The sequence below is a fragment of the Brenneria goodwinii genome (assembly GCF_002291445.1).
Classification (GTDB): domain Bacteria; phylum Pseudomonadota; class Gammaproteobacteria; order Enterobacterales; family Enterobacteriaceae; genus Brenneria; species Brenneria goodwinii.
Genome location: NZ_CP014137.1, coordinates 1,667,976 through 1,692,479 on the forward strand (window position 1 = coordinate 1,667,976; position 24,504 = coordinate 1,692,479).

22 protein-coding genes are annotated in these 24,504 nt (G+C 56.7%); 13 read left to right on the top strand and 9 right to left on the bottom strand.

Annotated elements, in window-relative coordinates:
- Positions 1–677: 677 nt before the first annotated feature.
- On the bottom strand, positions 678–2,435 hold the full coding sequence (gene dld, locus ACN28R_RS07430; RefSeq protein WP_095834060.1) for a D-lactate dehydrogenase: 1,758 nt from the start codon (positions 2,433–2,435) through the stop codon (positions 678–680).
- Between the two features lie 304 nt (positions 2,436–2,739).
- On the opposite strand from dld, the gene nifE reads away from it, so the two are divergent.
- From nifE to nifM, 10 genes are all read left to right on the top strand, one after another.
- Positions 2,740–4,116: a nitrogenase iron-molybdenum cofactor biosynthesis protein NifE gene (gene nifE, locus ACN28R_RS07435; RefSeq protein ID WP_048638829.1), complete on the top strand. Its 1,377-nt coding sequence runs from the start codon at positions 2,740–2,742 to the stop codon at positions 4,114–4,116.
- Between the two features lie 15 nt (positions 4,117–4,131).
- A complete protein-coding gene (nifN, locus tag ACN28R_RS07440) occupies positions 4,132–5,523 on the top strand; it encodes a nitrogenase iron-molybdenum cofactor biosynthesis protein NifN (RefSeq protein ID WP_095834061.1) in 1,392 nt (463 codons plus the stop codon).
- A complete protein-coding gene (locus ACN28R_RS07445; protein ID WP_183092133.1) occupies positions 5,520–5,978 on the top strand; it encodes a NifB/NifX family molybdenum-iron cluster-binding protein in 459 nt (152 codons plus the stop codon). Before nifN ends, ACN28R_RS07445 begins: the two co-directional genes overlap by 4 nt.
- 149 nt (positions 5,979–6,127) lie before the next feature.
- A complete protein-coding gene (locus tag ACN28R_RS07450; protein ID WP_095834062.1) occupies positions 6,128–6,433 on the top strand; it encodes a hypothetical protein in 306 nt (101 codons plus the stop codon).
- A gap of 66 nt (positions 6,434–6,499) precedes the next feature.
- The gene (gene nifU, locus ACN28R_RS07455; RefSeq protein WP_095834063.1) at positions 6,500–7,375 is read left to right on the top strand and encodes a Fe-S cluster assembly protein NifU; all 876 of its coding nucleotides are present in this window, start codon (positions 6,500–6,502) and stop codon (positions 7,373–7,375) included.
- 11 nt (positions 7,376–7,386) lie between these two features.
- Positions 7,387–8,577: a cysteine desulfurase NifS gene (nifS, locus tag ACN28R_RS07460; protein ID WP_095834064.1), complete on the top strand. Its 1,191-nt coding sequence runs from the start codon at positions 7,387–7,389 to the stop codon at positions 8,575–8,577.
- Positions 8,578–8,594: 17 nt separating this feature from the next.
- Positions 8,595–9,740, top strand: a complete 1,146-nt coding sequence (gene nifV / locus ACN28R_RS07465) for a homocitrate synthase (RefSeq protein WP_095834065.1) — start codon at positions 8,595–8,597, stop codon at positions 9,738–9,740.
- A gap of 12 nt (positions 9,741–9,752) precedes the next feature.
- Positions 9,753–10,100: a nitrogenase-stabilizing/protective protein NifW gene (locus ACN28R_RS07470; protein WP_095834066.1), complete on the top strand. Its 348-nt coding sequence runs from the start codon at positions 9,753–9,755 to the stop codon at positions 10,098–10,100.
- Positions 10,097–10,546, top strand: a complete 450-nt coding sequence (locus ACN28R_RS07475) for a nitrogen fixation protein NifZ (RefSeq protein WP_048638836.1) — start codon at positions 10,097–10,099, stop codon at positions 10,544–10,546. Before ACN28R_RS07470 ends, ACN28R_RS07475 begins: the two co-directional genes overlap by 4 nt.
- Positions 10,530–11,387 (top strand): nitrogen fixation protein NifM, encoded by an 858-nt coding sequence (gene nifM / locus ACN28R_RS07480; protein WP_095834067.1) that lies wholly within the window; start codon positions 10,530–10,532, stop codon positions 11,385–11,387. The genes ACN28R_RS07475 and nifM overlap by 17 nt, the downstream gene beginning before the upstream one ends.
- A 113-nt stretch (positions 11,388–11,500) precedes the next feature.
- Here the strand turns inward: nifM and ACN28R_RS07485 are convergent, their stop codons facing one another.
- From ACN28R_RS07485 to rsxA, 8 genes are all read right to left on the bottom strand, one after another.
- The gene (locus ACN28R_RS07485; protein WP_048638838.1) at positions 11,501–12,028 is read right to left on the bottom strand and encodes a flavodoxin; all 528 of its coding nucleotides are present in this window, start codon (positions 12,026–12,028) and stop codon (positions 11,501–11,503) included.
- 162 nt (positions 12,029–12,190) lie between these two features.
- Positions 12,191–12,448 (bottom strand): RnfH family protein, encoded by a 258-nt coding sequence (locus ACN28R_RS07490; protein ID WP_048638839.1) that lies wholly within the window; start codon positions 12,446–12,448, stop codon positions 12,191–12,193.
- Positions 12,445–13,185, bottom strand: a complete 741-nt coding sequence (locus ACN28R_RS07495) for an electron transport complex subunit E (protein ID WP_048638840.1) — start codon at positions 13,183–13,185, stop codon at positions 12,445–12,447. The genes ACN28R_RS07490 and ACN28R_RS07495 overlap by 4 nt, the downstream gene beginning before the upstream one ends.
- Entirely contained in the window at positions 13,178–13,828 is a 651-nt protein-coding gene (rsxG, locus tag ACN28R_RS07500) for an electron transport complex subunit RsxG (protein WP_095834068.1), read from the bottom strand. The genes ACN28R_RS07495 and rsxG overlap by 8 nt, the downstream gene beginning before the upstream one ends.
- Before the next feature lies 1 nt (position 13,829).
- Entirely contained in the window at positions 13,830–14,801 is a 972-nt protein-coding gene (locus ACN28R_RS07505; RefSeq protein ID WP_095834069.1) for an RnfABCDGE type electron transport complex subunit D, read from the bottom strand.
- Entirely contained in the window at positions 14,795–16,243 is a 1,449-nt protein-coding gene (gene rsxC / locus ACN28R_RS07510) for an electron transport complex subunit RsxC (RefSeq protein ID WP_095834070.1), read from the bottom strand. Before rsxC ends, ACN28R_RS07505 begins: the two co-directional genes overlap by 7 nt.
- The gene (locus ACN28R_RS07515) at positions 16,236–16,778 is read right to left on the bottom strand and encodes an RnfABCDGE type electron transport complex subunit B (protein ID WP_095834071.1); all 543 of its coding nucleotides are present in this window, start codon (positions 16,776–16,778) and stop codon (positions 16,236–16,238) included. Before ACN28R_RS07515 ends, rsxC begins: the two co-directional genes overlap by 8 nt.
- A gap of 9 nt (positions 16,779–16,787) precedes the next feature.
- Positions 16,788–17,366 carry an electron transport complex subunit RsxA gene (gene rsxA / locus ACN28R_RS07520; protein ID WP_095834072.1) on the bottom strand — a complete coding sequence of 193 codons (579 nt, stop codon included), beginning with the start codon at positions 17,364–17,366 and terminating at the stop codon, positions 16,788–16,790.
- A gap of 297 nt (positions 17,367–17,663) precedes the next feature.
- On the opposite strand from rsxA, the gene ACN28R_RS07525 reads away from it, so the two are divergent.
- The 3 genes from ACN28R_RS07525 (at position 17,664) to nifA (ending at position 24,474) form a co-directional block, all read left to right on the top strand.
- On the top strand, positions 17,664–20,852 hold the full coding sequence (locus ACN28R_RS07525) for an autotransporter outer membrane beta-barrel domain-containing protein (RefSeq protein WP_095834073.1): 3,189 nt from the start codon (positions 17,664–17,666) through the stop codon (positions 20,850–20,852).
- 547 nt (positions 20,853–21,399) lie between these two features.
- Positions 21,400–22,884 carry a nitrogen fixation negative regulator NifL gene (gene nifL, locus ACN28R_RS07530; protein WP_095834074.1) on the top strand — a complete coding sequence of 495 codons (1,485 nt, stop codon included), beginning with the start codon at positions 21,400–21,402 and terminating at the stop codon, positions 22,882–22,884.
- Positions 22,885–22,887: 3 nt separating this feature from the next.
- Positions 22,888–24,474 (top strand): nif-specific transcriptional activator NifA, encoded by a 1,587-nt coding sequence (nifA, locus tag ACN28R_RS07535; protein WP_048638848.1) that lies wholly within the window; start codon positions 22,888–22,890, stop codon positions 24,472–24,474.
- Positions 24,475–24,504: the final 30 nt, after the last annotated feature.

Consider the following 24,504-nt stretch of genomic DNA (forward strand, 5'->3'; position numbering starts at 1 on the left):
GTTCCTTCAATGTATACATTTTCCTGAAAGATGTTGGAGATACACATATCGTTTTCAACATGGTTTTCCGATAAAGTACGACTTCCATGATATATATAGTGGATAGTGCGTCTTTGGTTTCCTGCGTTGCATGCTTCTGCGTTTCATAGTTTCTCGTCAATGGTTGTAGCTTTACATCAAGAAAAATATATTTATTCCTCTCGGAATCCATCCGGTAAATGCACAAATCATACAAAATTGAATCAGGAGAAACATTAGAATTTATTCTGGTGCTTACATTGTAAATTGGCATAAATCAATCCATTAAAATATGCAGATTAATATTGTCAGTTGTTTCAGAAAAGTGCCATCTGGTGTACCCCTGCTCGTGAGTAATATCCGCTTCGACGCTACCGTCAGGGAAGATAATGGTATAAGTCGCTAATACCACAATCCCATAACTAGTTTTGTCTCCCAGACACACAAAAGCTCTCGCCATAACTGATCCCTCATTAATGAAATAGTTATGTAACCTGGAGCATCATACATTAATCACGACTTAACCAAAAGCGCCTGCCGATAACCCCATATTTTCCCTTTTCCGTCTATATCGAAAGCCGATCATAGCCGATTGAACAGGCGACAAATTCAACGCACGATCTGCGCCTGTTAAAGGAAGTTATGCGACCAATTATCCCTCAGTCCCCCGAATGATGTTCATCACCACAGCCGCAGCCCCAGTTTTTCAGTTTGGAGGTTTTGCCGATGCCCGGATTCAGGCTGTTGGTGGGATCGTTTTGCTGATAAAACGCCTTCAACTGGGGTTTGGCCTGATACAAATGGCCGACGTTATGTTCGGCCGGGTACTCCGCGCCGCGCTGGTCGAGCAGGTCCAGCATCTTCTCTTTCACTTTATGCACATCCACGCCTTTCTTCACAATGTAATCCTGATGGAAGACGTAGCACATGAAGTGGCCGTAATACAGCCGGTGTACCAGCATATCGTCGAATTCCGCCGGCAGGTGTTCGAACCACTCATGGTCGTTGCGCCGCAGGGCGATATCCAGCGGCAGAATATTCTCTACCTCGTTGCTATGTACCGCGTGGTAGCGGATCGCCGCGCCCGCCGCGGCAAAACGGTGCAGAAAGGCTTTGGCGCCTTCTTCCGGCGTACAGATAAAGAATTCACCGTCGACGTCGCGGAAATAGTGTTCCAGCCAGCGGCGCGCTTCCTCAATACCGTCACCGGCCATTTTCAGCATCAGGTGGTGCTCAAAACGGTTACGATAGATTTTCATTCGCTCCGGCAGATGGGAAGGCAGCAGACGGCTGAGGAATTGCATGGTGCGATCCACCAGATGCGACGGCAGGAAGGGCACTTTGCCGAAAATAGCGTCCATCCGTCCTTTCAGATTGAAGAACATCGGCATTTTGTCGGTGCCCAGTTTGTCGATCATGAGAAAAGTGTCTTTGCCGTATATTTCGGCGATATTGAACATATCACGATGCATATATTCTCCCGCCACCGGCAGATTTTTGAAGTTGGCGAGAATATCGCGGCGCAGTTCGGTCAGCACCTGTGGCTGATTGGTGCCGATATAGAAAACCTGCTGGGACTTTTCCGCCGGAAAGGTATCCAGACGGACGGCAAAAACCGACAGCTTGCCCGCACAGCCCGCGGCCTCAAACAAACGGCGTTCGTCGGCATTAAAACGAGAGGGCGTGTCCGCATCCACATCGCGGATACGCTCGATATATTCATGGTCGGACGCCTGACGATCGTCATGGATAACGTCTTCTGCCCCGTACTGTTGCCGCTCAAGGCGGGTCAGGATCTCTTCCGGCGAGTTACCCAGATTGATCCCCAGATGATTAATCAACTCTACCTGACCCTGTTCGTTAACTCGGCCATAGAGCGCCATTTCGGTATAGGCCGGCCCGCGATGAACCAGCGATCCGCCGGAGTTATTGCAGATGCCGCCAATTACCGACGCGCCGATACAGGAAGAACCGATCACCGAATGCGGTTCGCGCCCCAGTGGTTTTAGTACCCGTTCAAGATGCCACAGGGTGCTGCCCGGCAGCGCGACAACTTGTCGACCCTCATCCAACAACTGGACTTTATCCAGCCGCAGGGTATTGATGATCACAATTTCACGATCGTAACCATCGCCGCTCGGCGTGGAGCCTTCGGTCAAACCGGTGTTGGCCGCCTGCATCAGCACGATACGTCCGGCCTCGATGCTGGCCTTGAACACTTTCCACTGTTCAATCAGCGAGGCGGGGGATACCACCGCCAATGCATCGCCCTGGCCGGAACGGAAACCTTTGCGATAACGCTCGGTTTTATTCTTTTCGGTAAGGATATGAGATTTACCGACGATACCGGTTAGGGTGTGGATGAGCGTTTGGGAATCAATGGGAGAGGAACTTACGGAGTTTGCATAGTCCTGCATGACAGTCTGTCCTGTTAATTAATCTAATGAATACGATAAAAAGCATAGTATTTACTTTGAATCTTGCTCATAGATATTCCGTTTACCGCACAATGTCAGCATCTTATGCTGTCGGCGCCGGCAGCCGTTTTTCATCCCGCCATTTTCTTCCCCGGCTATTTTCCCATCGCGCCGCGGCTGACAATCATTGTTGGTTTTGTCGTACAACCGACAATTATAATTCATTTTAAATCAATCAATTAATACCTGGCTCGCCAATTGCAACCTCTCTCATGGAGTCACATTAACCGTGCCGAGGTGAGTCATGAGAAGTAGTGAGATAGTGGCGTTAATGGATCAGCCCGCCTGCGATCATAATGGCGGCCATAAATCCGGCTGCAGCGCCCCCCAACCCGGTACGGCGGCGGGCGGCTGCGCGTTTGACGGCGCGCAGATCACCCTGTTGCCGATTACGGATGTCGCTCATCTGGTGCACGGGCCGATCGGTTGCGCGGGCAGTTCCTGGGATAACCGCGGCAGTCACAGTTCAGGACCGCAAATTAATCGGCTGGGTTTTACCACCGATATGAGCGAACAGGATGTGATTATGGGGCGCGGCGAACGGCGTCTGTTTCATGCGGTGCGTCATATCGTTGAACGATACCATCCGGCGGCGGTGTTTATTTACAACACCTGCGTGCCCGCAATGGAAGGGGATGATATCGAAGCGGTGTGCCGGGCCGCGGCAGAGGTCAATCATGTTCCGGTGATTGCCATCGATGCCGCCGGATTCTATGGCAGCAAGAATCTGGGCAACCGCATTGCGGGGGATATTGTGGCGAAAAAGGTGATCGGTCAGCGCGAACCCGCGCCCTGGCCGGAAGATTTCGCCATCCCCGAATCACAGGGGCATAGCATCGGCCTGATAGGCGAGTACAACATCGCCGGTGAGTTCTGGCATGTGCTGCCGTTGTTGGATCGGTTGGGGATCCGCGTATTGGGCAGCCTCTCCGGCGACGCCCGCTTTGCCGAGATTCAGACCCTGCACCGTACCGAAGTCAATATGCTGGTGTGTTCGCGCGCGCTGATTAACGTAGCCCGTCATCTTGAAATGCACTATGGCACCCCCTGGTTCGAAGGCAGCTTCTACGGCGTGCGGGAGATGTCTTCCTCGCTGCGTACCCTGGCGGGCCTGTTGGACGATGAGCATTTACAGGCAAGAACCGAGAGGCTGATCGCTCAGGAAGAGCAGGCGGCCAATCTGGCGTTGGCGCCTTATCGCCAGCGGCTGAAAGGTAAACGCGCCTTGCTGTATACCGGCGGCGTAAAGTCCTGGTCGGTGGTGTCGGCCCTGCAGGATCTGGGACTGGAAGTGGTGGCGACCGGCACCAAAAAATCCACCGAAGAGGATAAAGCCCGCATCCGCGAACTGATGGGCGACCGCGCCGTCATGCTTGAGGACGGCAACGCCCGTCTGCTGCTGGATACCGCCTATCGCTATAACGCCGACATCATGATCGCCGGCGGGCGCAATATGTATACCGCTTATAAAGCCCGTCTGCCATTTCTGGATATCAATCAGGAACGGGAACACGCCTTCGCCGGTTATCAGGGTATTGTCGCGCTGGCCCGTCAGCTTTGCTCTACGTTGGAAAGTCCAATCTGGCCGCAGGTAAATCGCCGGGCTCCCTGGCATATCTGAAGAAGGAGAGAGGCAATGGCTCAGGTTTTGAAATCGGTAAAACCGCTGGCGACCAGTCCGATTAAAAGCGGCCAGCCGCTGGGGGCGATCCTGGCCAGCATGGGACTGGAAGGATGTATCCCGCTGGTTCATGGGGCGCAGGGGTGCAGCGCCTTCGCCAAGGTGTTTTTCATTCAGCACTTTCACGATCCCATCCCCCTGCAAACCACCGCGATGGATCCGGTCACCACCATCATGGGGTCGAACAATAACGTACTGGCGGCGCTGTCATTGCTGTGCGAACGTCATAATCCCAAAGTGATTGTGGTACTGAGCACCGGTTTGTCGGAGGCCCAGGGCGCCGATCTGGCGTTCGCGTTGCGGCAGTTCAGAGAATCCTATCCTAAATATCAGTCGGTCACGGTGATAACGGCCAGTTCGCCTGATTTCTACGGATCGATGGAAAATGGCTACGCCGCCGTATTGGAAAGCGTGATTGAACAGTGCGTACCGCTGCCGCCGCCAACCAGCGTAATCCGGAAAAAACGGGTGAATCTGCTGCTGGGGCATATGCTCACGCCCGGCGATCATGAATTGATTCGCAGCTATGTGGAAGCATTCGGCCTGCAGCCGATCATCCTGCCCGATCTCGCGGAGTCGCTGGACGGTCATCTGGCGGAAGGCGATTTTTCGGCCTTGACCCAGGGGGGAACGTCAATACGTTTGCTTGAACAGATGGGGCAGAGCGCCTCGACCATCGCCATCGGCGTCTCGTTGCAGCGGGCGGCCAGGCTATTGGAAAGCCGCAGCCACGCGCCGTCATTCTGGCTGCCGCATCTGATGACGTTGGATCAATGCGATGCCTTTATCCATCATCTGCACAAGCTGTCCGGCCGTGAGGTTCCGGCCTGGATTGCGCGCCAGCGCGGCCAATTGCAGGACGCAATGATTGATACCCATGTCTGGCTACAGGATAAGCGTCTGGCGATTGCGGCGGAGGGCGATCTGCTGGCCGCCTGGCTGGACTTTGCCATCAGTCAGGGGATCCGGCCTGAATGCGTGGTCGCCCCGGCTAACCAACCGGGACTCTCTTCATTGCCGGTGGCCGAAGTGCAAATCGGCGATTTGGAGGATGTCGATGATGCGTTACAACGTCAGCAGATAGATATCCTGTGCGCCAACTCTCACGCGGCGTCGCTGGCGCAGAAATACCCTCTAACGTTGGTGCGTATTGGTTTTCCGCTATTTGATCGCATCGGCGAGTTTCGCCGTCTACGGCAGGGCTATGCCGGTATCCGCGATACCCTATTTGAACTGGCGAACGCCATGCGCCAGGCGCATCACGAACTCCCTGTTTACCGCTCGCCCTTGAAGCAGAGCTTCCCGTCAGCCGCTGCGCAGGAACCTGTCATGGAGACCAAGCCATGAGACATTTAACCCGTCAGTTGGCGATCCCCTCCGCCGATAGCTGGATTATTCGTATTGCGTTTGCCAGCGTCGATTTACGCGTTGTCGATCAGCATTTTGGCTCATCGCCGCGCCTGGCGATATATGGCGTACGCCGTAATGAAGTTCAGCTGCTGGAAGTGGCCGATTTCACGGTCTATCACGGCCACAGCGAAGACAAACTGAGCAGCCGCATCAGCGCGGTGGAGGGCTGCTTCACCCTGTACTGCACGGCCGTCGGCGATATGGCATTCAGACAATTGCTGGGGATCGGGGTTAGGGCGGTAAGCGTGGCCCGCAATACGCCGATAGCCATGCTGCTGGCGGATGCCCAGGCGCTGTGCGACGAAGGGCGGGTCAAAAAATCTCTGCGCAAAAAAGACGCCAACCGTTTCCAGGCGATGATGCAGGAAAGTCGTTGGTTTGAAGAGGAATAAGGCTTGTCGGCTGTGCGACAAAACCGACAATTACCGCTGTTTATGCAACAGCGCAACAAGGCTAAATGAGAATATCTTACTGATAATAAATCACTTTCTGACTGGCATTACAATTGCTCAATGATAAGCGTCAGGTACGGGAGCCAATCATGATTCACATCGATGCAATGACCTTACAACAGCTCAGGCAACGTCAGGCGCAACGAAGCCAGGCCACCGCCGGTCTGGCGCTGGTCGTCAGAGGAGACGCCTGCCGGGGCTGGTCGTTACAAATGATATGGCGCGATCGGGCGTTACCCGGCGACCAGTGCCGTGAAATCGAGGGGTTGCGGCTATTCGCCTCCGAGCTGCACTGGCAGCAGTTGGCGCAGGCGCGCATCAGCTCGGATACGCGAGGTATCTGGGTTGAATTTCAGCCGCTGGGGTGTCGGTGTGAAAGCGGGTCGTGCGCCTAGCCGCATCTATACCCAGCATCGCAAAACCTATTGGGTATAAGCCGTAAACAAACGGGAGAAGAGAGCATGTGGAATTATTCCGAGAAGGTAAAAGAACATTTCTTTCATCCGCGCAACGCCCGAGTGGTCGATCAGGCGAATGCGGTCGGCGATGTCGGTTCTCTCAGCTGTGGCGACGCTCTGCGGTTGATGCTACGGATTGACCCCGTTAGTGAAGTGATTCAGGAAGCGGGATTTCAAACGTTTGGCTGCGGCAGTGCGATTGCCTCTTCATCGGCATTGACAGAATTGATCATCGGCAAAACGCTGGACGAAGCCTCACACGTCACCAACCGGGAAATTGTGGACTATCTGGATGGTTTGCCGCCGGAAAAGATGCACTGCTCGGTGATGGGACAGGAAGCGCTGCGGGCGGCGATCGCCAACTATCGCGGGGAGACGCTGGCAGACGATCATGAAGAGGGCGCGTTGATTTGCAAATGTTTTGCCGTTGATGAGGGACAGATCAAACGCGCGGTGCTGACCAATGGGCTGACGACGCTCGAAGAGGTGATCCATTACACCAAAGCCGGCGGCGGATGTACGTCATGCCATGAAAAAATTGAACAGACGCTGGGCGCTATTCTGGCCGCCGCGGCTAAAGATGCGCCGCTTGCAATGGACGTAAAAGCGCAGAAAAACGAACGCTGGTTGACCATTGAAGAGGTGATTAACAGTTTACGGCCGCATATCCAAATGGACGGCGGCGATATCAGGCTGGTCGGCGTGACGGACAACGAGGTGCGCATAACCCTGTCCGGCAGTTGCAACGGTTGCATGATGACGGATATGACGTTGGGCTGGCTGCAACAAAAACTGCTGGAGCGTCTGGGTTATTTCATCCGCGTGGTTGTGGACGCGCCTGCCGCCAACGAGATCATTCTCCAGACTTCCGATTTCTAAGGAACGCGCATATGAAACCAATCTATCTGGATAACAATGCCACCACCCGTTTGGATCCGATGGTGCTGGAAGCCATGCTGCCGTTTTTACAGGATCAGTACGGCAACCCGTCGTCGATTCATGACTTTGGCGAACCCTCCCGGCGGGCGCTGGCCAGAGCGCGCGAACAGGTGGCCAGCTTTCTTGGCGCCCGTCATGACAGTGAAGTGATCTTTACCTCCTGTGCGACGGAAGCCACATCCACCGCCATTCTTTCCGCGGTAGAGGCCTTTCCCGCGCGGCGTGAAATCATCACCACGGAAGTTGAACATCCGGCTACGCTGGCGGTATGCGAACACCTGGAGCGGCAAGGCTATAAAATCCACCGTCTGGGGGTTAACGAGCAGGGCGCGCTCGATCTGGATGTCTACCGGGGGTTGCTGCACGACGGCGTCGCGCTGGTCACCGTGATGTGGGCGAACAATGAAACCGGCGTGCTGTTTCCCATCGAACAGATGGCGCAGTTGGCGCATGAACGCGGCATTCTGTTTCACTGCGATGCCGTACAGACGCTGGGCAAAGTAGCGGTGGCGGTAGCCGATTCAGGCATTGATATGCTCTCTTGCTCGGCGCATAAGATTCACGGCCCGAAAGGCACCGGATGCCTATGGCTGCGGCGTGGCACGCGCTTTCGTCCGCTGTTGCGCGGCGGGCATCAGGAGCGCGGGCGCCGGGCCGGAACGGAGAATATCGCCGGGATCGTGGGGATGGGCATGGCCAGCGAGTTGGCCGCGATCCATTTGCCGATGATGGCGGCCAGCATCGCACCGTTGCGCGACCGGCTGGAGGCCGGATTACGGACGATAGCCGGTACGCGCGTGATGGGCGCGGGACAACCGCGTACGCCCAATACCCTCAACATTGCTTTTGAGTTTATTGAAGGGGAAGCCATTTTGCTGATGATGAATCAGGTCGGCATTGCGGCCTCCAGCGGCAGCGCCTGTACGTCAGGCTCATTGGAGCCTTCCCATGTGATGCGCGCAATGAATATCCCTTATACCGCCGCGCACGGCAGTATCCGTTTTTCACTATCGCGCTATACGCGAGAAAAAGAGATCGACTACGTGCTCGCACAGGTGCCGCCGGTGATCGATCGTTTACGTGCGCTGTCGCCATACTGGCAGCAGGGGAAACCGGGTGAATTCATGCCGGCCTGGGGTTAACCGGGGAGGTTCCGCCGATGAGAACTGTCGTCGTTAATGACACCACTTTGCGCGATGGCGAGCAAAGTCCCGGCGTGGCGTTCAGCGCCGATGAAAAGCTGGCGATCGCCGTATCGCTGGCGCGGGCCGGGGTGCCGGAACTGGAAGTGGGCACGCCCGCCATGGGTGAAGAAGAGTGCGCGCGGATTTATCAGATCCGCCAGGCATTACCGGATATAACCCTGATGGCCTGGTGTCGTCTCAATGAGAAGGATATCCGGCAGGCCGCGCGTCTGGGGGTTAACTGGGTGGATATTTCGCTGCCGGTTTCCGCCTGTTTACGGCAGTTCAAGGTTGGTCTGATGTGGTCCGAGATGCTACAGCGGCTCAGTGACTTGATTCAGTTTGCGCTAGCGCAGGGGCTTCAGGTTTGCGTCGGCGGCGAAGACGCCTCACGCGCCAGCGAGGAGGAGTTGGCCGCGGTTGCCCAGGTGGCGATCGCGGCCGGCGCGGGCCGGATGCGCTTTGCCGATACGCTGGGACTGCTCGATCCGTTTTCGACCATGCAGCAGATCCAGCGGTTACGGCGTCACTGGCTGGGCGAATTGGAAATTCATGCCCACAACGACTTTGGCATGGCGACGGCCAATACGCTGGCGGCGGTGCGCGCCGGCGCGACCCACGTCAGCACTACCATCCTGGGGCTGGGCGAGCGGGCGGGCAACGCGGCGCTGGAACAGGTGGTATTGGGACTCACCCATACCCAACTGGGCGAAACCCATGTGGATACCACGCAACTGACGGCCTTGTGCCAGCAGCTCGCCACGGCCGCCGGCGAGCGCATTCCCTGCCGGCAGCCGTTGGTGGGCGACAAGGTATTCACCCATGAATCGGGCGTACACGTCGCCGGGCTATTGCAAGGGGTTGAAAGCTACCAGAGCATCCCTCCCCAGATACTGGGGCGCGAGCACCAACTGGTGCTGGGGAAACATTCAGGCCGGCGCGCGCTGGAGGCGGTGTTTTCTCAACTTGGTCTGCCGGTGAGCGACGCCCAGATCCCGCAGCTTCAGCAGGCGCTGCGTCTGTTCGCCGAAACGGGTAAACGCACGCCCACCCGGGATGAACTTTGCCATCTTTATCAGGGAATATGCGACATACCGGTCCGGGCGCTTAACGTTGTTTGACGGAGGGGAAATATGGACTGGTTTAATGAATTGCCCGGAATAAGTCAGTTGGAGAGTGCTGAAGACTTCCTGCGTTTCTTTGCCATTCCATTTGATGAACAGAGCGTACGCGTTAAACATCTGCATATCCTGCATGCCTTCAGCCGCCGTTTACGGCGTTACCAGCCAGACGATGAGCCGGATATCTCGCCGCAGCAACGGCAGCAGTTTCGGCTGGAACAGGTGCGTTCAATGCTGATGGAAAGCTACCAATACGTCATCAGCGGCGAACTGCGGGAACGTTCGGAATTGCAAGTCTATCAACGCACCACCCGCTGTTTTATCCCCTGGATGTTACTGGATGAAGGAGAAAGCGTATGAAACCACGCTTTGCATTTGGTGAAGCGGTACGGGTGATCCGTACCGTGCGCAATGACGGAACTTTCCCGGATATGGCGCGTGGCGAGCAGTTGGTACGGCGTGGCGCGATCGGGTATGTGCGGGAATGGGGAACCTTTTTACAAGACAATATTATCTACCAGGTTCACTTCCTGGCGGACGATCGCATCGTGGGGTGCCGCGAGCATGAATTGATCCCCGCCTCGGCGCCATGGGTCGATAGCGCCTTCCAATACGGCGACTGGGTAAGTGCCGCAATGATGCTGGCGACCCATCAACAAATCCGCGTGCAGGCCGGGGATATCGGTCAGGTCATGGGCGTCGAGCGGGAAAAGGATCCTTTACAGTTTATCGTTCTGTTCGGCGGTACGTTATTGCAGGTGCCGGAACATGCGCTGGAGGCGGTAGACCATGACAACAATCTGTAACCTGGATGTACTCGCCATGTGGCAACGCTATTGCCGGCTGAAACTCTCTCTGTCGCTATATCATTGTCTGCCCTGGCAACTGGGGGCCGAACAAAAAATGGCGTTTGCCGGGCAACTGGAGCGGCAATGGCGTCTGGAAGCGGCGATCCGCGAACATGCGGAGCGGCGGGGGATCCGCGCGGATCAGAAAAGCATTATGACGGCGCAGTATGTGCTGCGTACGTTCTTCGATGACGAACAGTCCTGGAACGAGGCATTGGCTCGCGCCGGGATTGATGAAGCCGGGCGCTTACAGGCGTTGACGCACGAAGCGATCCTCACCGCCACGTTGGAAAATGTGGCCAGTCTGGCGCCCAACGTCAGTGAACGGGAAATTGATGAGTGGTATCAGCATAATACGCACCGTTTTCAGCAGCCGGAACAGCGTTTGGCGCATCACTTGCTGTTGGTGATTGACGATACGCAGGTCGATTGTGACAGGGTCACGGTAACCGGGCGCATCAGCGCATTGCAACGCCGTTTACAAATCGACCCGCGCCGCTTTCACCGCCTGGCCAACCGTTTTTCTGAATGTCCGACGGCGATGGATGGGGGAAAAATCGGTTGGGTGGGCCGGGGCGTGCTTTATCCGACATTAGATATGCTGTTATTTTCCCTTGATGCGAACGACATCAGTCCGGTAGTGGAAAGCCCGATGGGTCTGCATGTGTTGTGGTGCGAGGCGATCCGCCCGGCCGGCGAACTGCCGAAGGCGCAGGCACTGGCGCAAATTCGCCAGCAGTGGCAGGAGAAGCTCCGCCAACAGTATCAGCGCCGCTGGCTGGCGGAGATTTTGGGGTAATAATATGGCGCGTTCAATCCGTTGCCGCTGTCGTCAAGTCGCTTTCTTCCGGCAGACTCTCCCGTAGTGAGCAAATAAGATGTTAATCAGGCGCCGGGCGGCGTTTTTCCATATCAAAATTCCGCCTGAAGCTCGCTGATCCACTGGGTGACGCGTTCTTCGGTCAGATTCTGTTGGTTGTCCTGATCCAGTACCAGCCCGACGAAGCGATCGCCATCCAGCGCGGTGGAGTCCGTAAACGAATAGCCCACCGTCGGCCATGCGCCGACCACCTTCGCGCCGGCCTCGCTGACAATGTCATACAGTTCGCCTAACGCATTAACGAAGGCATCGGGATAGCTTTCCTGATCGCCAAGACCGAACAGCGCGACCGTTTTCCCGCTCAGATCGGCATTCGCCAATTCGTCGGCGAACTCGGCCCACGATTCGCTCATACACTCCGAATCCAGGCCGGGCAGCTGCCCGTCGCCCAGCGTAGGCGTGCCGAGAATCAAAATATCGTAGGCCAGCAGATCCGCTAACGATGCGCGATTGATATTCACCGGTTCGTCCGCCCGATCGCCCAACTTTTCCTTGATAAGTTTCGCTACTTTGCGGGTTTTACCGGTGTCGGTACCGAAAAAAATGCCGATAGTGCTCATGGTTTACATTCTCCTAACCTAAAAGGATGCCTGAAAAGGTAATACCGATCGTTTAAGGCACGAGAAACCGGGGGCGACCACGGCGTGAGGCGTCCCTGCGGGAACCTCATCACCGTGTTTCCCCCGAAATCCAGGCTTAAGCGAGCGGCATTAGGGTGTAATCTACTCATCGTCGTCCGCTTCTTGGGCGGTACGTTCAATCGGCAGATAGATCTCTATCCGATCGCCTTCATGCACTTCGCTGTCGGCGGAGCAAAAATGGCCAAAAATCCCCATTCGATGCTTGTCCGGATCCAACCAGGGATACAACGCAGACAACGGTGACGCCAGAAACGCCTCGCGCAGCGTGACAGGCGCCGGCATCTCCATCTCAACGCAACGGCTTTCATAACCATTGGCGTGGGCTATGGTGAATTTCATCCGTGGCAACCTCCGCATCCGGCCCCGCAGCCTGAGCCGCCAGACGTTTCTTTCTTCAGAACGTCACGGCCGTAGCGCAGCACTTTGACGCCGCGGATCCCGGCCAGTACGAAGCCCATGACCAAAAAACCGCCCGGCGGCAACAACATCAGCAGAAAACCGTCATAGTTCGGCAACAGATGCATTTCCAGAAAATGAAATGCCGACCCCAACAGTTGTTCCGCGCCGCTAAACAGCGTGCCGCTGCCGATAATTTCACGGATGGCGCCCATTGAGGTGACCCCGAGGGTAAATCCCAACCCTGTCGCCATGCCGTCCAGCGTGGCGGCAAACGGCGGATTATGGGCGGCGAAGGATTCTGCCCGGCCAAGCAGAGCGCAGTTCGCTACAATCAGCGGGATAAACAGTCCGAGGATTTTATGCAGATCGTGCATCCAGGCATTCATCGACAGGTCAAGCAATGTCACCAGACTGGAGATGATCAGAATATAAACCGGAATACGAATCTGATGCGGGGTGATATGGCGCAGCAGCGACACCAGCAGGTTGGCTCCCGCCAGTACCGCGGTGGTCATGAGCCCCATGCCCAAACCATTGGTGGCGGTGGTGGTCACCGCCATCAGTGGGCATAGCCCGAGGAGCTGTACGTAGGTGATATTATTGGTCCAGATGCCGCTGACCAGAATATCCCGATAGGCGGAGCGTTCAGCCGGCGCTGTCGCGGTAATTTCACTCATTGGATGTTTCCTCCGTCAGGCCAAGCAATTCCTCCCGATGGCGTTGGAACAGCAGCAGCGTTTGATAAACGCTTTTCACTACCGCGCGCGGGGTAATGGTGGCGCCGGTGAACGCGTCAAACTCGCCGCCGTCCTTTTTGACATGCCACTGTTTTTCCGTGGTGTTTTGCAGCGATTTGCCGGTAAAACCGAGGATCCAGTCGCCGTGGCTAAGCTCGATTTTGTCGCCCAGCCCCGGCGTTTCAGTGTGAGAAATGGTCCGTACGCCGGTAAGCTCGCCATCGGCATTGATGCCGATCAACAGGCTAATCACCCCGCTGTAGCCCCTTTCAGCGCCAAACATCACCACGCCGCTGGGCCGGCCTTGCAGCGTTGCCCGGTAAACCTGTTGTTCCCGGCCTTCCAGATTCAGCGTGATTTCGCTATCGACAAGCGAGTTGTCGTGCAGCGCCTGCGGGAACACCGCCGAAAGCTGGCGCTGGGTATCCTCCTGATGACGCAGCGCAATCTCGCTATACGTCGCCCACCAAACGCCGGCAATCAGCAGGCTAATCAACAGGGTAAAGGTGCCAAGCAGTAAACTCAGACTTATCGGGTGGCTGAGCGGCGGCCAACGCAATCCGCCGTAAGAGGCAGAGGCCATGTTATTTCTCCTTCTGCGTTCGATAACCGTAGGCGCGCGGCCGGGTCCAGCTATCAATCAACGGGGTAATCGCGTTAACCAACAGCACCGCAAAAGCGACGCCTTCGGGATAGTTGCCGAAACTGCGAATGACCCAGACCAGCAGCCCGGCCAAGGCGCCGTAATAGAGGCGGCCGCGCGGGCTGCCGGGGCCGGTAACCGGGTCGGTAATAATGAATACCGCCCCCAGCATTAACCCGCCGGTGGTGAATTGCGCCAACGGCGGTAGTATGGTTTCAGGGGCGATAAGCCATTGCAGCGTGCCGGGAAGCAGACAGCCGACCAGCATGGCGACCGGCGCATGCCAGCTAAACACCCGCTGTTGCAATAGCCACAGTCCGCCCAACGCCAGCAATAGCGTGGAGGTTTCGCCAAAACTGCCGTTGTGGGTGCCAATCAGCGCATTCTCCAATGAAAACGGCGCCTGAGCGTGTTCGCGGAACGCGCCGAGCAGCGTGGCGCTGGTCGTACCGTCGGTACTCAGCGAATACACCATGCCGTTCCAGAACTCGGAGGGAACGACCCAGTGGGTCATTTGCACCGGAAAGGAGATCAGCAGCACCACGCGCGCCAGCATCGCAGGATTAAACAGGTTCTGACCAAGCCCGCCGTAAATATGCTTACCCAGAAGAATGGCTATGGCGGAACCCAGCGCCCCCAGCCATAGCGGGGCGTGCGGCGGCAGGCTGAGGGTAAACAGCAGGGCGGTCAGTAATGCGCTGCCGTCGAAAACATGGCCGAGCGACACCGGATTTATGCGCAGGCAGATGGCTTCGCACAGCAGGGCGGTAACAATGCTGGCGACCATCAACATCAATGCCGGCGCGCCAAACTGTATAATGCCCAGCAGCACGGCGGGCATCAGCGCCAGATTAACTTTGTACATCAGGTTTTGCGTGCTGAGACCCTGATGAACGTGGGGCGATGTCAGCATGCGGAGCCCTCCATCGGCACATCTGGCGTGGCGTTGCGGCGACGGGACGGCCGGGCCGCTTTCGCCGCGGCTTTTTCCGCCGCTTCACGAGCCAGACGTTCCTGTCGGCGCAGGCTATTGGCGCTGGCGCGCTGCATTTTCTGCTGCTGGCGTTGTTCCAACCTTAGCTGTTGTTGTCCCCAGTCGAAGAACTGGGTTAACGGCAATACCGCCGGACAGACCCACGCGCAGGAGCCGCAGAGCAGACAGCTGCCCAACCCCAGATCCCGCGCGTTATTCAACGCATCGATTTTCAACTCGGCCAGCATGGCCAGCGGCGGCAATCCCATCGGGCAGGCATCCACACAGCGGCCGCAGCGTAAACAGGCGCTGGCGTGCGGCTGGGGAATTTCATCTTCGGTCAGCAGCAGCAGGCCGCTGGTACCCTTGGTGATTGGCGCATTGAGATCGGTTGTCGCGCGCCCCATCATCGGACCGCCGAGGATCATGCGGGCCGGCGTGCTCTTCATGCCGCCGCAGGCGGAGATGATGGCGCTGATGGGCGTACCGATGGGAACCATCAGATTACCGGGGTGCTCAATCGCCCGTCCACTCACGGTAATCACCCGGTGGGTCAGCGGCTGACGAAAACGGATGGCATGAAAAATGGCAATGCAGGTGCCGACGTTCTGCACCAGCACGCCCATCTCGGGGGAACGTCTGTTATGTGGAATTTGCTGACCGGTCACCGCTTCAATCAACTGTTTGGCCGATCCCATCGGATAAAGCGAAGGCAGGGCGACAACGTCGATATCCGCGTCGTCTTGACACAAGCGATCAAGGCGTTGGAGCGCTTCGCGTTTATTGTCTTCAATACCGATGTAGACATGATGGGCTTTCGTCAGCTGTTGCAAATAACGAATACCGCCAAGCAGAAACTCGGCCTGCTCCTGCATCATGCGCTCATCGGCGGTGATATAGGGTTCACATTCGCCGCCGTTGATGATGAGATATTTGATTTCATGGCGCATCGCCAGCCGGATTTTATCCGCCGCCGGAAACATAGCGCCGCCCATCCCCACAATACCGGCCTGTTCAATGAGCGACAGCATCTGTTCTTCGGGGGAATCATCAAGGGGTTGCAACGCTACAACCTTCGATGCGGACGGCAAAACCTGCAACTGAATATAGCCGGACTCGCCGCTAACGACGTTGATGACCACGCCATTGGCCGGACTGTGCAGCGGGGCGGACATCCGCCCGTACGGCTTCGCCAGCCGTTGCCCTGTGGTGACGGTGTCACCCAAGCTAACCTCGGGGATGGCGGGGGCGCCGGTATGCTGGCGTAACGGCAGCGTCAGCTTATCCGGCAGCGGCAGCGTACGGATCGCCAGATCGCGCGTTAATGATTTGTGGCTATAAGGACGGATGCCGCCATGAGGCGTGGTGAGGGCTTTAAGCATAATCAGGCTCCTGCCGTAACGGTAAAACCGGCTTGGCGACGGCGGGGGTAAGATGAGGATCGGCGTAAAGTTGAATACAGTTGTTCGGACAGGCGCTCACGCATGAGCCACATCCGGTGCAGTCTTCACTGAGTACCCCATGTAGCTGACGGGTTGCCCCGACGATCGCATCAAAGGCGCACTGTTTTGAGCAACGGCCGCAGCCGTCACAGCGTTGCGGGACGATCACCGCCACCATCGGCCCTTGCGTACCGCTATCATCCAGATTGATGCCCATTAAGTCAGCGATGCGTTGCGCCACCATATTTCCGCCAGGGGAGCAGATGGTGACCGCCGCCTCGCCGCCGGCTATAGCGATAGCCGCCTGACGACAGCCGGGATAGCCGCATTGCCCGCACTGTCCGCTTGGCAGCAACGCCGCAATGCTATCAATCATCGGATCGCTTTCCACCTTCAGGTAGATCGAGGCATAGCCCAGCAATGCGCCGATCATGGCGGAAATCAATGGGATGGCGAGTAAGGTAAGTATCAGCATCTCCGACCCCTACGATGACAAACCGGCAAAACCGGTAAAAGCCAGCGCCAGGATACTGGCGGTAATGAAATTGAGCGGGGTGCCTTTAAACAGCAGCGGGGGCAATGCGATGGCCTGCCGTTCCCGTAAACCGGCAAAGATAACCATCACCAGTGAATAACCCAGCGAGGCGCTAAATCCAAACAACACGCTGTGGGTGAAGCTGAGATGTTCCTGAAGTATCAGCAGCGCGACGCCGAGCACGGCGCAGTTAGTGGTAATCAGCGGCAGAAAAATCCCCAGCGTGCGATAAAGCGCCGGGCTGTATTTGGCAATCACCATTTCGATAAGCTGAACCAGCGACGCGATCACCAAAATGACCGACAGCAGGCGCAGATACTCCAGATCGAGCGGTATCAGGATCCAGGTTTCAACCATCCAGCTCAAGCCGGCGGCCAGGGTAATGACCGCGGTGGTGGCGATGGAGATACCGATAGCGGCATGAACCTGATTGGTGACGCCCATAAAGGAACAGAGCCCGAGAAAGCGCGCCAGTACGACATTATTGACCAGAATATTGGTCAGCATGATTAACAGTATCTCTTTCATTTATCCCCCCGCTCGTAACAACCCAAGGAGTATTGCGAAAGCCATGCCAGTTTTTATCGGTTGATGAACACACAAAGATAATGTAAATATCCACAGCCAAAATGCCGATATTGTGAATATTTATGTCGTAATAGCGGCTAAAACCCATATTGAGATCAAGGTTTATCGGGTTCTTCATTTATGAGGAATGTATCTTGCACTTTTTATATGGATATCGGATGTCGCTTAATGATCGTCCTGCAAACTGACAATTTGTCATGAAGCCGACAGAATAGGTAATGCAACCGGAGGGATTCGATGAGCTTATTCATCACGGATGATGTGCAACCGCATACGTCCAATTTAGGGGAAATCAACCAAAGCAAGCGGTCCGTGCAGACGCGCCGCTCGGCGCTTTCCATGTCGGTGTTTGCGGCGTTGTTGGGGGCAGGATGGCCGGTCGCCGCATTTCCGGCCACGTTCGATCGGGTTATCACCGGCGTGCAGGAAGCCGATTCGCAATATGATATCGGCGCCGGCGACGGCGGCGAATGGGTCTATAAATTCCAGGATGGCGATACCATCGCCACCGCGACCAACAAAATCGAAGACAGTTACGCGCTCAACATACGGAACGGAAGTTCGCCGGTGATCTTGCAGGCGGGAGACAACGGCGCCGGCCGGTTAAACATGTCGACCCAGCGCGCGGAGGTAGGAGCCTGGGGCACCGCCATGGCCATCAACGTTGAGCAGGGCAGCCTGACCGTGAACGGCGCGACTTCGGTCTACGCCCAGTCTGACGACGCGACGCCGTTGAGTTCCTCCATCGGCATCCGCCTCTACCAGAGCACCGCCGTTTTCAACGGCGATACGACGATTCGCACCTCTACGCCGGGCTATTCGCAGGGGCTGTGGGTGTACCAAAGCGACGTTACGATCAACGGCGACACCGCGATCACCACACAGGCGCGGGGCGAATCGACGACGGGTATCTACAATTCCGGGGGCGGAAGAAGCAGCATCAGGCTTAATGGAGACGCAAATATTACGGCCTACGGCCTATGGCCCAGCGATAATGTCCACGGCATCTATAACAATAACGCCAATAGTAAACTCTTCATCAGTGGTTCGCTGGATCTGGCGGCGACCTCCAACGGTTCCACCGTATTCGGCATTCGTAACCAGGGGCAGCTCGCAGTGAGAGGCGACGCCACGATCGTCGCCGGGGGACCGCGTTCGGCTTTCGGCATCGCCAATACCTACCGTACCGCACGGATGAGCTTCGACGGCGATGTCGCCATTTCGGTGACCAACAGCACCGGCTATACCCCGTGGGGACTGCCTTCCGCCATTGAGAATGTCTATGGCCGCGGCGCATCGATCAATTTCGCTCAGGGCGTGAACGCGACGATCGCTACGGCGGCTCAGGCTCATGCCGTCCACAATAGCGGTATCATTAATTTCCTCTCCGAACGCGACACCGTAATGTTAAGCGCGAGTTCGACCTGTGATGTCTGTCTGGTGTACGGCGTGAGAAACATCGGCGGTTTAATCAATTTTGCCGGCGGGCTGGATGCCGATGTTTCCGCGACAGGAGAAGGGGCGGCTTACCTGATCCACAATATCGCGACTGACGGGCAGTCCGGCGAGGTTCGCGTGAATAAGGCGGGCCAAGCGCGGGTGAGTCTGGACGGCGATATCGTCACCGGCAGCGTGACGAATGGCGACGGAAACACCTTCAACGGCATCACCGACATTACCTTGTCCGGCGCCGACGCTTATCTGCGCGGGCGCGTACTCGGTTATCAGGATTCGGATATTTCCGATACGTTGAATTACCACACTGGCGCCACGGCGCTGAATTTCTCCAAAGGCGCGCGTTGGATACCCACCGCCGGCGGGGATGACGTCAACGATTTCGGCTCCGGCGGCCTGACGCTCGGCGCGGGCGGCATCATCGATATGGCGTCCGGCTGGGGCGCGTTCTCGCCTGGCTCCGTACCGGCCTACAGATTGCGCACGCTGCAAATCGACAGTTCAACCGGCAACGCGGCGGTGACCATTGAGGACGGCGCCCAAATTCTGCTACTCAGCGATATTCGCCACGGACAGGCCGACCAGATCGTCTTTGGCGGCGGGATCGCGCGTTTTGACGCTTCCGGCACGCAACACATTGGCGTGGTCTACGATCCGGTACTCGACGATACCTCATGGGTTAATGAAGCCACGTTACAAACAGGCAAACAAATTGATGCCGCGGCGGATATTACGGTTATTGACGCCAGTCAGGCCGCCGGCGGAACCGCCAGTCTAAATAACGTTGCCGGTCTGGAAGCGGGATGGTCGCAGAATTATGAGAACGATTTGGTGGCGTTCACCTATACCCCGACGCTTGAACGCTCGGAGGACGGAAGCCAAGTGCGGCTTACCGGCATCAATATTCATGGCAACGGTTCGGTGACGGCCAGCGCGGCGAACGTCGGCACTTTGCTCCTTGATAATATTGATGACGCTAGCGTCGAAGCAAGCAACATCGCCATTAATAGTCATAACGCCTACAGGATAGCCGACGACGGGATCCGCCCGTCCGAAACGGTGTTGACCGCCGCCGACGCCGCCGATAGCCTGCTGGGACTGTGGATACAGTCGTTCGAAGCCGCTCGGCTGTCCGGCGCGCGGGCATTTGTCGATGCCGACGCCCCGCATATGTGGATCAATGCCGGCGGTAGCCAGCGTAAAGTGGATACCGCGTATGCAAGACATTACCGCCAGGATATCCAGACCGTGACGCTCGGCGGCGAGCGGAGCATCGACCTGGACACATCGGCATTAATACTGGGCGCGAGCGTCACGCAGGGGCGTTCGACAAGCCGGTATGAACAAGGCCGCGGAAACCTTACCTCGCTAGGGGTCAACCTCTATGGCGGCGTCGTCGGCGACCATGGCGGCTATCTGCGGTTCGGCGCGGGTACCACCCGCCTGCGCAATAACTACCATGCTACCGACAGCCAAAGACGCTACAGCGCCGGCAATTTGCGCACCAATGCCTTCATGACCGCGATCGAAACGGGCTATCCATTCCCGCTAAGCCCATCGCTGTCCCTGCAACCGCAGGCTTCCATCGCTACCGGCGTGCTGCAAGGCGATCGCCATCAGACGTCGACCGGCGTGTCGATGGAGATGAAACGCACGGCGGTGACCCTTGCCAAAGCGGGCGCGACGCTCGTTTACCGCACCCGCGGGAACGCACTGGACCATGAATTCTATCTCCGGGCGCTACGCACCCAGACCTACGGCGGCGATATTAATGTTGTGGCGACCAAGAACGGCGGGCGGATATCGCCTCATTCCGGCCCGTCGCAGCGCAGCGGTCACGAAATAACCTTCGGCACATCCATGACGTTTAATAAACCACAGCTCCGCATGTTCATCGAGATAGGCAGGGAACGATCTTCCGGCGTGACCGGAGATTGGACCGGCATTGTCGGTGTTCACTACCGCTGGTAGCGTTTCGAATCGAGAGTAATGGTCCCGGCTCAGCATGCGGGACCACAATAAATAGCATTTCCGAGGTCAATGACTAACCTTACCAACCCCGTCATTCCCGCGTAGGCGGGAATCAGCCAATGGCTGTTTACGGTTTCATCGGGAGATTCCCGCCTACTACTGCGGGAATGACAACTGTGGGGCTGCGAAGGATGACAGGGATACATCAGCAGCTTTGTCAGCAGTCTGATTTCCGCTTTTCCCCCGTGCCAGACTCCCGTCCCGCCCGCTTTTTAGGTCAATAAATGTTCAATTAGAGTGCAGGGATCTGCGCCAAAAATGAGCAGATGGATAAACGTTCATGATGTGATGGCGTTCACAGACAAAGAGAAATCCACCGAACGGGGGCAAAACCCTTATTGAGATCAATGTTTCCGCGTTTTTTCTTTCAGAAGGAACGATTCTTGCAGTTTTCTTATGGTTATTTCGTGTCGTTCGCTAGCTGTCCCGCAATCTGACGATTGTCATGAAGCCGACAGAATCCGCCATGCAAACCGGAGGGGCCCGGATGAGTTCATCATTAATCTTGGACGATGTGCAGTTGATTACATCATCTTTCGGGGGAAAGGGGTTGCATGCGGCAGTGTTCCATACCGTCGTAGAGCAATCCTCTGTTGCTATTTCGATTACCGATCCGCAGGCGAATATTGTCTATGTCAACCCGGCATTCTGCGAACTGAGCGGCTACACGCGGCAGACGCTGATCGGCGCCAATCACAATCTGTTGTCCAGCCGGCATACGCCGGAATCGGTTTATCGCTCCATGTGGGAGACGATTACAACGGGCGACTCCTGGAGCGGTCAGTTGATTAACCGGCGCCGCGACTCTTCGCTTTATCTGGCTGAAGTCACCATTTCCCCTATCGTCAATGCGCAGGGGGAAATCGAACACTATCTCGGCATGCATAAGAATATCAGCGAACGTTACGCGCTGGCGCAGCGGGTACGTAATCAGATGACGCTGATTTCCGCCGTGCTGAACAATATCCCGGCAGCGGTAGTGGTCGTGGATGAGCGGCAAAAAATCGTGATGGACAACCTGGCTTATAAAACGCTCAGCGCCGACTGCGAAGGTCAGGAGCCGCTGGTATTACTGGATTGCCTGAATCAGGCGGAGCCTTCCGCCATGCTGCCGCTGACGATCCGCGGGTCGCAGCGCTGGTTTTCGGTCAGCAATTGGCCGCTGCATGCGGTTAATGAAGAGGCCAGTCTCTATTTCACCGACAACGCGCCCCCGCGGCAGCTTGTGGTGATCGTCGATTGCACGGAACAGCAGCGGCGGATGACGCAGGAGCGGCGCACCCAGCTCGAACGGCAAATCAATGTCAACAAGATGATGGCGGCGATCCGGGAAACGCTGGATGCGGCGTTAATCCAGCTCAGCTGTCCGCTGAATATGCTGTCCGCCGCTTTGCGTCTGAATCCCGATGCCGATAGTATCGCGCTGCGGGCGGCCTGGAATGAAGGCAAAGAAGCGGTTGCGCGCTTAACGGCATGCCGTCCCTCCATGAATCATGAACCGCCGGACAGTTGGCCGGTGATCGGCATGATGGCGGATCTGGCGGAACTCTACCAATATCGTCTGAGCAACATCGGCAAACTGGTGTGGTCCTGCTCCGCGCCCGATTTAACCCTGCGCGTTCAGCGCACGCTGGTTCTTACCGCGCTCAGCCTGTGGCTCGATCGTTGCCTGATTTTGCCCGTCAGGGAAGACGGTGAAGCGATGATTGAGATTCGGGCCAGCCGGCAGTGTCACCAGATACGCTTTGCCGTCTGCGACAACCTGCCGACATCCATGCAGGACGCGCCGCATCCCATGGTGGAAATTTTGGCGACAGGCCAGTGCATGGAACTGCGCCTGATTCAGATGATCATGTCGCAGTTACGCGGCACGGTCAGCGTAGAAAACCTGTCATCGGGCGCCACACGGATGACGCTTGCTCTGCCGCTTGATGGTTTATACCTTACCGGCACCGATACCCTGGGAGGATAATAGATGCCTCATTTTCCAACGACAGAACGCGTTTCCCGCCGCTTAGATCTGCAACAGCAGATGGCCGCGCTGCATAAAATCAGCGTAGCGCTGAGTCATTCACTGGATTTGCAACAGACGCTGGAGGCGATGATCCAGGTGCTGCACGACCATGCGTTTATGCAATATGGCATGGTGTGCCTGTTTGATAAAGACCGTTCGTCGCTGTTTATTGAGGCATTGCAGGGGTCTGATACCCAGGTTATCAAAGGGGGACGGAGCGTTCGCTATCGGGTGGGGGAAGGTATTTTAGGCTCGGTGATGAGCCAGCGAACCTCGCTGGTTTTGCCTCGCGTGTCGGATGATCCGCGTTTTCTGGATCGGCTCAACCTTTACGATTACGCTCTGCCTTTTATCTGCGTTCCCATCCCCGGGCCGGATGAGATGCCATTGGGCGTTTTAGCCGCGCAACCCATGGAACTGCATGAAGATCGCCTGCCTTCCAGCACCCGTTTTCTGGAAATGGTGGCCAATCTGATCGCGCAAACCGTCCGTTTGATCTGTCATGCCAAAGGCGAAAGCGAGGCGCTTCGCACCGAGCGCGATAGCCTGCGCAGAAAGGTTCAGCAGCAGTACGGTTTTGACAATATTGTCGGGAAAAGTCAGTCGATGCGGCATATTTTCGACCTGATGCGCCAGGTATCGCGCTGGGATACCACCGTATTGATTCGCGGCGAAAGTGGAACGGGTAAAGAGATGATCGCCAACGCCATCCACTACAACTCGCCACGCGCCGGCACGCCGTTTGTGAAGTTTAACTGCGCCGCGCTGCCTGATTCACTGCTGGAAAGCGAACTGTTCGGCCATGAGAAAGGCGCGTTTACCGGCGCGGTTAAACAACGAAAAGGGCGCTTTGAACTGGCGGACGGCGGAACGCTGTTTTTGGATGAAATCGGCGAGAGCAGCGCGTCGTTCCAGACCAAACTGCTGCGGATCCTGCAGGAAGGAGAAATGGAGCGGGTAGGCGGCGATGAAACGCTGCGCGTGGATGTGCGCATTATCGCCGCGACCAATCGTAATCTGGAAGATGAAGTCCGCGCGGGCAACTTTCGCGAAGATCTCTATTACCGCCTGAATGTCATGCCGATCTTTCTGCCGCCGCTACGGGATCGGCTTGAAGATGTGCCCGATCTGGCCCAGTTCCTGTTGACCAAACTGAGTAAACGGCAAGGGCGGGCGCTGCACATCAGCGACGGGGCGTTGCGGCTGTTGATGAACTATGACTGGCCGGGCAACGTGCGCGAACTGGAGAACTGTCTGGAGCGAGCGGCGGTAATGGCCGAGGACGGCTTGATAGACCGCGACGTGATCCTGTTCAACTACAAGGAAAATGCCCTGATGCCGCTCAACCGCGCCAAAACCAATGACGCGGTAGCGAATGCCGGCAACGAACCGAACATTGAAAATATCCAGGATGAACGGCAGCGTTTGATCGCCGCATTGGAACGCACCGGTTGGGTGCAGGCCAAAGCGGCCCGTTTACTGGGGATGACGCCGCGCCAGGTGGCTTACCGCATTCAGATCATGAACATCAACATGCAGCGTATTTAATGTCGCATTCAGTACATTGTCTGACAATGT

Excerpts from the sequence above, each read along its gene's own strand:
- dld (WP_095834060.1), bottom strand. The coding sequence starts at position 2,435 with ATGCAGGACTATGCAAACTCCGTAAGTTCCTCTCCCATTGATTCCCAA.
- nifE (WP_048638829.1), top strand. The coding sequence starts at position 2,740 with ATGAGAAGTAGTGAGATAGTGGCGTTAATGGATCAGCCCGCCTGCGAT.
- nifN (WP_095834061.1), top strand. The coding sequence starts at position 4,132 with ATGGCTCAGGTTTTGAAATCGGTAAAACCGCTGGCGACCAGTCCGATT.
- ACN28R_RS07445 (WP_183092133.1), top strand. The coding sequence starts at position 5,520 with ATGAGACATTTAACCCGTCAGTTGGCGATCCCCTCCGCCGATAGCTGG.
- ACN28R_RS07450 (WP_095834062.1), top strand. The coding sequence starts at position 6,128 with ATGATTCACATCGATGCAATGACCTTACAACAGCTCAGGCAACGTCAG.
- nifU (WP_095834063.1), top strand. The coding sequence starts at position 6,500 with ATGTGGAATTATTCCGAGAAGGTAAAAGAACATTTCTTTCATCCGCGC.
- nifS (WP_095834064.1), top strand. The coding sequence starts at position 7,387 with ATGAAACCAATCTATCTGGATAACAATGCCACCACCCGTTTGGATCCG.
- nifV (WP_095834065.1), top strand. The coding sequence starts at position 8,595 with ATGAGAACTGTCGTCGTTAATGACACCACTTTGCGCGATGGCGAGCAA.
- ACN28R_RS07470 (WP_095834066.1), top strand. The coding sequence starts at position 9,753 with ATGGACTGGTTTAATGAATTGCCCGGAATAAGTCAGTTGGAGAGTGCT.
- ACN28R_RS07475 (WP_048638836.1), top strand. The coding sequence starts at position 10,097 with ATGAAACCACGCTTTGCATTTGGTGAAGCGGTACGGGTGATCCGTACC.
- nifM (WP_095834067.1), top strand. The coding sequence starts at position 10,530 with ATGACAACAATCTGTAACCTGGATGTACTCGCCATGTGGCAACGCTAT.
- ACN28R_RS07485 (WP_048638838.1), bottom strand. The coding sequence starts at position 12,028 with ATGAGCACTATCGGCATTTTTTTCGGTACCGACACCGGTAAAACCCGC.
- ACN28R_RS07490 (WP_048638839.1), bottom strand. The coding sequence starts at position 12,448 with ATGAAATTCACCATAGCCCACGCCAATGGTTATGAAAGCCGTTGCGTT.
- ACN28R_RS07495 (WP_048638840.1), bottom strand. The coding sequence starts at position 13,185 with ATGAGTGAAATTACCGCGACAGCGCCGGCTGAACGCTCCGCCTATCGG.
- rsxG (WP_095834068.1), bottom strand. The coding sequence starts at position 13,828 with ATGGCCTCTGCCTCTTACGGCGGATTGCGTTGGCCGCCGCTCAGCCAC.
- ACN28R_RS07505 (WP_095834069.1), bottom strand. The coding sequence starts at position 14,801 with ATGCTGACATCGCCCCACGTTCATCAGGGTCTCAGCACGCAAAACCTG.
- rsxC (WP_095834070.1), bottom strand. The coding sequence starts at position 16,243 with ATGCTTAAAGCCCTCACCACGCCTCATGGCGGCATCCGTCCTTATAGC.
- ACN28R_RS07515 (WP_095834071.1), bottom strand. The coding sequence starts at position 16,778 with ATGCTGATACTTACCTTACTCGCCATCCCATTGATTTCCGCCATGATC.
- rsxA (WP_095834072.1), bottom strand. The coding sequence starts at position 17,366 with ATGAAAGAGATACTGTTAATCATGCTGACCAATATTCTGGTCAATAAT.
- ACN28R_RS07525 (WP_095834073.1), top strand. The coding sequence starts at position 17,664 with ATGAGCTTATTCATCACGGATGATGTGCAACCGCATACGTCCAATTTA.
- nifL (WP_095834074.1), top strand. The coding sequence starts at position 21,400 with ATGAGTTCATCATTAATCTTGGACGATGTGCAGTTGATTACATCATCT.
- nifA (WP_048638848.1), top strand. The coding sequence starts at position 22,888 with ATGCCTCATTTTCCAACGACAGAACGCGTTTCCCGCCGCTTAGATCTG.